The sequence below is a fragment of the Neoroseomonas soli genome, from assembly GCF_018129065.1.
In the GTDB taxonomy this organism is placed as follows: domain Bacteria; phylum Pseudomonadota; class Alphaproteobacteria; order Acetobacterales; family Acetobacteraceae; genus Neoroseomonas; species Neoroseomonas soli.
Window position 1 is genome coordinate 1 of the sequence record NZ_JAAEDM010000150.1, and the last position, 5,735, is coordinate 5,735.

General features: G+C 73.4%; 8 protein-coding genes. All 8 read left to right on the forward strand.

All coding sequences use genetic code 11. From position 1 onward, the window contains the following. Positions 1-606 (forward strand): PD-(D/E)XK nuclease family protein (locus GXW76_RS24735; protein ID WP_211864805.1); only part of this gene is annotated, 606 nt, incomplete at its 5' end. Between the two features lie 104 nt (positions 607-710). Continuing rightward, a complete protein-coding gene (locus GXW76_RS24740; RefSeq protein WP_246514692.1) occupies positions 711-1,271 on the forward strand; it encodes an HD domain-containing protein in 561 nt (186 codons plus the stop codon). 344 nt (positions 1,272-1,615) lie between these two features. Next, complete coding sequence (locus GXW76_RS24745) at positions 1,616-1,876, forward strand: hypothetical protein (protein WP_211864807.1); 261 nt, start codon at positions 1,616-1,618, stop codon at positions 1,874-1,876. Positions 1,877-2,219: 343 nt separating this feature from the next. Next, positions 2,220-3,182: a Bug family tripartite tricarboxylate transporter substrate binding protein gene (locus GXW76_RS24750; protein ID WP_211864808.1), complete on the forward strand. Its 963-nt coding sequence runs from the start codon at positions 2,220-2,222 to the stop codon at positions 3,180-3,182. After that, complete coding sequence (locus GXW76_RS24755) at positions 3,179-3,952, forward strand: GNAT family N-acetyltransferase (RefSeq protein ID WP_211864809.1); 774 nt, start codon at positions 3,179-3,181, stop codon at positions 3,950-3,952. The genes GXW76_RS24750 and GXW76_RS24755 overlap by 4 nt, the downstream gene beginning before the upstream one ends. An 83-nt stretch (positions 3,953-4,035) precedes the next feature. After that, positions 4,036-4,605, forward strand: a complete 570-nt coding sequence (locus GXW76_RS24760) for a NifU family protein (RefSeq protein WP_211864810.1) — start codon at positions 4,036-4,038, stop codon at positions 4,603-4,605. 143 nt (positions 4,606-4,748) lie between these two features. After that, positions 4,749-5,357 carry a malonic semialdehyde reductase gene (locus GXW76_RS24765; RefSeq protein ID WP_246514693.1) on the forward strand — a complete coding sequence of 203 codons (609 nt, stop codon included), beginning with the start codon at positions 4,749-4,751 and terminating at the stop codon, positions 5,355-5,357. Between the two features lie 127 nt (positions 5,358-5,484). Next, the coding region (locus tag GXW76_RS24770) for a hypothetical protein (RefSeq protein WP_211864811.1) at positions 5,485-5,735 on the forward strand (251 nt) is incomplete at its 3' end.

Sequence of the window (5,735 nt, forward strand, 5' to 3'; positions counted from 1 at the left end):
CCCGCGCCGCAAGAAGCCCCCGAAGGCGCCGTCGCCCCCTCCGCCCTGCCCGGCGAGGAGGAGACCCCCGCCGCCCCGCCGCGCCCCTCGGACGACCCGCGCGGCCTGCGCTTCCGCCGCGGCCGGCTGGTCCATGCCCTGCTGCAGCACCTGCCCGACCACCTGCCCGCGACGCGGGAGGCGACGGCGCGCCGCTTCCTCGCCCGCCCCGGCCACGGGCTCGACGAGGCCGAGCAGGACGCCGTGCTGGCCGAGGTCACGGCGCTGCTCGCCGAGCCGCTGGTCGCCGCCGCCCTCGGCCCCGGCAGCCTGGCCGAGGCGCCGCTCGCCGGCCGCGTCGGCGGGCGGCTGATCGCCGGCCAGGTGGACCGGCTGCTGGTCGAACCGGAGCGCGTGCTGGTGCTGGACTACAAGACCAATCGCCCGCCACCGGCCGAGGCCGCGCAGGTCGCGCCGCTCTACCTGCGGCAGATGGCGGCCTACCGCGCCCTGCTGCGCGCGGCCTTCCCGGGCCGGCGCGTGGATTGTGCGCTGGTCTGGACCTATGGCGCGCGCGCGATGCCGCTGCCCGATACCGTCCTCGACCCCCACGCGCCGGGGGCGTGACCGGCGCGGGCCCGCGCCATGGGCCCTGCCAGCCGGATCGCGGCGCACCGCACGCTGCGGCACCCCTTGCGCCGAAGCCCGCGACAGCCCCAATGACGTGCCCCATGCACTCCGCACCCGACCAGGCCGCGCGCCTGCTTCGCGCGACCCTCTTCGCCGCCCGCGCGCATGCCGGGCAGACGCGCAAGGGCGCCGCCGCCGAACCCTACGTCAACCACGTCATCGAGGTCGCGAGCCTGCTCGCCGAGCACGGCGCACCCGAGAATGCGGTGATCGCCGGCCTTCTCCACGACACCATCGAGGACACCGAGGCGACCCACGCCGATCTCGTCGCCGCCTTCGGCCAGGCGATCGCCGACATCGTCGCCGAGGCGACCGACGACAAGTCGTTGCCGAAGGAGGTCCGCAAGGCCCTGCAGATCAGCCACGCGCCCAGCACCTCGGATGCCGCGAAGCAGCTCAAGCTTGCCGACAAGATCGCCAACCTGCGCGCGATCGCGGACAGCCCGCCGGCCAACTGGAACCACGCGCGACGCACGGAGTACGTGGGTTGGGCAGGACGCGTCGCGGCGGGGTGCAAGGGCGTGAACCCGGCGCTCGACGCCCTGTTCGAGGAAAGCTACCGCGCGGCGCTCGCTCGGCTGGCGGAAGAAGCACGGGGATGACGGGAGACGGAGAGGGGCCTTGCCCCTCTCCGGGCCTCACCCCGCCACGGGCACCCATTGGCCTTGCGATGCAACGCCAATGGACGCCCACGGAGGCCGAAGATCCTCCGGACGCCATCAGATGAGCGGAGGCGGGGACAGACGCCGCGCGCACGCCATGTCCCTGGCCCATGTATCGGGTTCCGAGGGCCTTTCGGCCCTCGGCGGGCGGGGTCCCGGGGAGGGCGGAGCCCTCCCCGCCTCCGTCACTCTCCGTCACGTGCCGCCGCCGTTTCGCCATCGTCGCGACGCTGCGCCGCCGCGGCCCTGTCGTCTCCTCTCCTTCGCAGGAAAGGAGGACCCCCATGCGTCGCCTGCTTCCCCTCGCCGCCCTCGTCGTCGCGACCCTCTCCGCCGCCCCCGCCCTTGCCTGGGAGCAACGCCCGCACGGCTACGGCTGGCGTCCGGCGCCGTCCTGGCAGCACCCCGCCTATCGCCACCATGGCTGGCACCGCCCCTGGCGGCCGCCGCACCAGGCCTGGCGTGGTGACTGGCGCGACCATCGGCCCCGCAGCGACCGTTACGCCGATCGCGACGACCGCTGGGGCTACGCCCGGCGCTGGTGAGCCGCGGCGCCTTGGATCCAGGCGCGCGCCCCGGCCCGCAGGCGGGCGGCGCGCGCCGCTTCCCCGGACTTCGCCGCAGCCGGGCGGGATGCCGGCGTCGCCCGCACGCGTCCGGGCAGCGCCGCGACAATCCATGTCGCGGCAAGCAGTGCGAGCCCGATCGTGCTGCCGATCCGTGCCGCCATCTTTCTTCTCCTCCTCGGTCGTGCGATGAGCCGAGCATCCCCCGGTGACCGGGGTTTTGCCGTCGGGCAACGGATTGCAACGGTGGGGTGCTGGCATTCTGGCGCCGGCACGAGCAGGATGACGCTTCTGTGACCACGGGACGGGGAGACGCAGTCTCATGTCCGGGATAGCGCGCCGCGCGATGCTGCTCGGCGCCTTGGCGTTGCCGGCCGTGCGCCGCGCAGCGAGCGCCTGGGCGCCGTCCGGCCCGATCCGCCTGCTGGTGCCGTTTGCCGCCGGCGGCACCAATGACGAGGTGATGCGCAGCCTGGCCGAGGCAGCCTCGCGGCTGATCGGCCAGCCGGTCGAGGTCCACAACAAGCCCGGCCGGGGTGGCGTCCGCGCCATCGCCGCGCTCGCCGCGGCGGCGCCGGACGGGCGCGTGCTGGCGCAGATGCCGGTCTCCGCCCTGCGCGTCGCGCTGCTCGAACACCTGCCCTTCGAGGTGCCGGGCGACATCACGCCCATCCTTGGCGTCGCCGGCCAGGCCTTCGGCGCCATCGCCAAGGTCGGCCGCTTCCCGGACGGCTGGGCCGGGTTCCTGCGCGAAGCGCGGGAGAAGCCGGGCACGCTCTCCTACGGCAGCCCGGGGGTGAACTCGAACGGCCACCTGACCATGGCGCGGCTGCTGCTGCGCGAGCGCGTGCAGGCCGTGCACGTGCCCTTCCGGGGCGCGGCGCACGGCGCGCGGGCGCTGGCCGCCGACGACGTGGACGCCATGGCCGGTCCGGTCAGCGGCATCGGGCCCTCGGTCACGGACGGGGAAGCCGCCTGGCTGCATGTCTGGAGCGCGCAGCGCCTGCCGCGCTGGCCGGAGGCCCCGACGCTGCGCGAACTCGGCTACCGGCTGACGGTGACGGCGCCCTTCGGCATCGTCGCCCCCCCGCGCCTGCCCGCCGAAGCCACCGCCGCCCTGCACGACGCCTTCCGTGCCGCCATGCGGGACGAAGCCTTCCAGGCCATGCTGGCGCGCAACGACATGACCGAGGACTACCGCGACGGCGGCGCCTATGCCGCCCTCCTGGCCGAGACGGCCAGGTCGGAGGAGATGCTGATCGGCCGGCTCGGCCTCCAACCATGACGCCGCCCGACATCGCGACGCTGGAACGCGCGACCCTGACCAGCGTGCCGGCGCCGCGCGTCGCCTTCGACGGGCCCTTCGTGATCCGCGCCTTCGCCGGGGGCACGGGGCGGGCCAATGCGGCTTCCTCGCTCGATCCCTTGCCGGATCCGGGCCTCGCGGCACGGGTGGGGCGGATCGAGGCACGCTACGCCGCCCTCGGCGTGGCGCCGCGCTTCCGCTCCATGCCGCTCGACCCGCCGGGGCTGGCCGGGCTGCTGGCCGCGCGCGGCTATGTCGAGAAGGACGAAACCATCGTCCTGCTCGCGCCCATCGACGCCATTGCCGCCCCCGACCCGGCCGCCAATGCGATGGCCGCCCCCGATGCCGACTGGATGGCGGTGACCGCCACCGCCGAGCACCAGACCCCCGCCCGGCGGCGGGAGAAGGAAGGCACGCCCGCATTGCTCGTCGTGCCGGGCGCCTGGATCACGCTGCGGGAGGGCGCCGAGGCCGTCGCCGTCGCCTCGGTGGTCGCGGCGGGAGAGGTCGCGGCCTATTTCGACCTGGCGGTGCGGCCGGAGCACCGGCGCAAGGGCCTCGCGGCCCGCACCGTGCACGCGGCGGCGCAATGGGCGAAGGAGCAGGGGGCCGGCTGGCTCTTCTGCCAGGTGGCGGCGGCCAATGCGGCCTCGCTTGCGCTGAACACCGGCCTCGGCATGGCGGAGGCCTACCGCTACCGCTACTTCGTGCGGCCGCAGGATGCGCTGCCGGCGATGACGTTCGCCTGAGGCGCGCCCGGCGGCACCGGTTGCATGCCGCGGCAATCCGGACCACATAGGTCGGGAATCATCGACAGCAGCGGAAAACCGCCATGTTCATCGAGACCGAAGCCACCCCCAATCCCGCCACGCTGAAGTTCCTGCCCGGGCGCGACGTGCTCGGGGACCGCGGCACGGCGGACTTCACGGCCGTGGAGCAGGCGGCGGGACGGTCCCCTCTCGCCGAGCGGGTCTTCCTCGTGGGCGACGTGGCACGCGTCTTCCTCGGCAGCGATTTCGTCACCGTGACCAAGTCCGAGGACGCCGACTGGACGATGCTCCGCCCGCGCGTGCTCGGCGCGATCATGGAGCACTACCTCTCCGGCTTCCCGGTGATGGAAGACGGCGAGGCCCATGGCGAGCACGGCGAGGATTTCGACCCCGTCGATCAGGAAGTGGTCGCGCAGATCAAGGAACTGCTCGACACGCGCGTGCGCCCGGCGGTGGCCGGCGATGGCGGCGACATCGTCTTCCGCGGCTTCCGCGACGGCATCGTGCGGCTGCACATGCAGGGCGCCTGCTCGGGCTGCCCGTCCTCCCGCGCCACGCTGAAGCACGGGGTCGAGAACATGCTGCGCCACTACGTGCCCGAGGTGGTGGCGGTGGAGCAGGTCGAGGGCTGAGCGAGGCTTGCGGCGCGCCCGGCGATTCGGTTCGGGCGCATCATTCCAATCGGTGATCGCCGCCATTTGCGGCGCGACATGGCCTCCGGCGGTCTGGCGGCCATATCGGAATCACGGCGATAATTCTTCAGCAGGAATCCGACATGGACATCAACATGGCTCCCGAGACCATCGACGACCGCGCGCTCGACCAGCTCTTCCGCGAGGCGCGCACGCACAATGCCTGGCAGGACCGGCCGGTGCCGGACGCCAAGCTGCGCGAACTCTACGACCTGCTGAAGATGGCGCCGACCTCGGCCAACGCATCCCCCGCGCGCTTCGTCTTCGTGCGCACGCCGGAAGGCAAGGCGAAGCTGAAGCCCGCGCTCTCGGCCGGCAACCTCGAGAAGACGATGAAGGCGCCGGTCACCGTGATCGTCGCGCACGACCTGCACTTCTACGACAAGCTGCCGGTGCTTTTTCCGCACGCGCCGGATGCGAAGAACTGGTTCACCGGCTCGCTCTCCTTCGCCGAGCAGACGGCCTTCCGCAACGGCTCGCTGCAGGGCGCCTACCTGATCCTGGCGGCGCGCGCGGTCGGCCTCGACGCCGGCCCAATGAGCGGCTTCGACAACGCGAAGGTGGACGAGGCCTTTTTCGCCGGCACGAACTGGAAGTCGAACTTCCTGGTCAACCTCGGCTACGGCGACCCGGAAGGCCTCTTCCCGCGCAACCCGCGGCTCGACTTCGAGGAAGCCGCCCGCTTCGAGTGACACCTTCAGGGGCGTCGGGAACGGCGCCCCTGAAGCGTTTCAGGGCGCGGCGCGCCCCGCGCTTGAACTCGGCATCGCCGCCGCCGATTGTGCTGGGTGACAGGCCGCAGCATTGGTGAACCCGACCATGCCCCGCTTCTTTCTTGCCTCCGCTACGATCCTCGCCCTCGCCATGGCAGCCGGACCGGCGTCCGCGCAGAAGGGCGGGCTCGAGCGCCCTGCGGGGCTGGACCTGAGCACCGGCACCCTGGGCGCCGACGGCGCGGCGGCGATCGGCGCAGGGCTGCGGCTTTTTCCCGCGCCGGGCGCCACGGCCAGCCCGCCGGCCCCGGTGGTGATGCCGGTCCCGGCCCCCGCGCCACCCGCCGCCATCCTGCC

Bases quoted from the DNA above. Each gene is read 5' to 3' on its own strand.
- GXW76_RS24765 (WP_246514693.1), top strand. From the start codon at position 4,749: ATGGACATCAACATGGCTCCCGAGACCATCGACGACCGCGCGCTCGAC.
- GXW76_RS24750 (WP_211864808.1), top strand. From the start codon at position 2,220: ATGTCCGGGATAGCGCGCCGCGCGATGCTGCTCGGCGCCTTGGCGTTG.
- GXW76_RS24760 (WP_211864810.1), top strand. From the start codon at position 4,036: ATGTTCATCGAGACCGAAGCCACCCCCAATCCCGCCACGCTGAAGTTC.
- GXW76_RS24740 (WP_246514692.1), top strand. From the start codon at position 711: ATGCACTCCGCACCCGACCAGGCCGCGCGCCTGCTTCGCGCGACCCTC.
- GXW76_RS24745 (WP_211864807.1), top strand. From the start codon at position 1,616: ATGCGTCGCCTGCTTCCCCTCGCCGCCCTCGTCGTCGCGACCCTCTCC.
- GXW76_RS24755 (WP_211864809.1), top strand. From the start codon at position 3,179: ATGACGCCGCCCGACATCGCGACGCTGGAACGCGCGACCCTGACCAGC.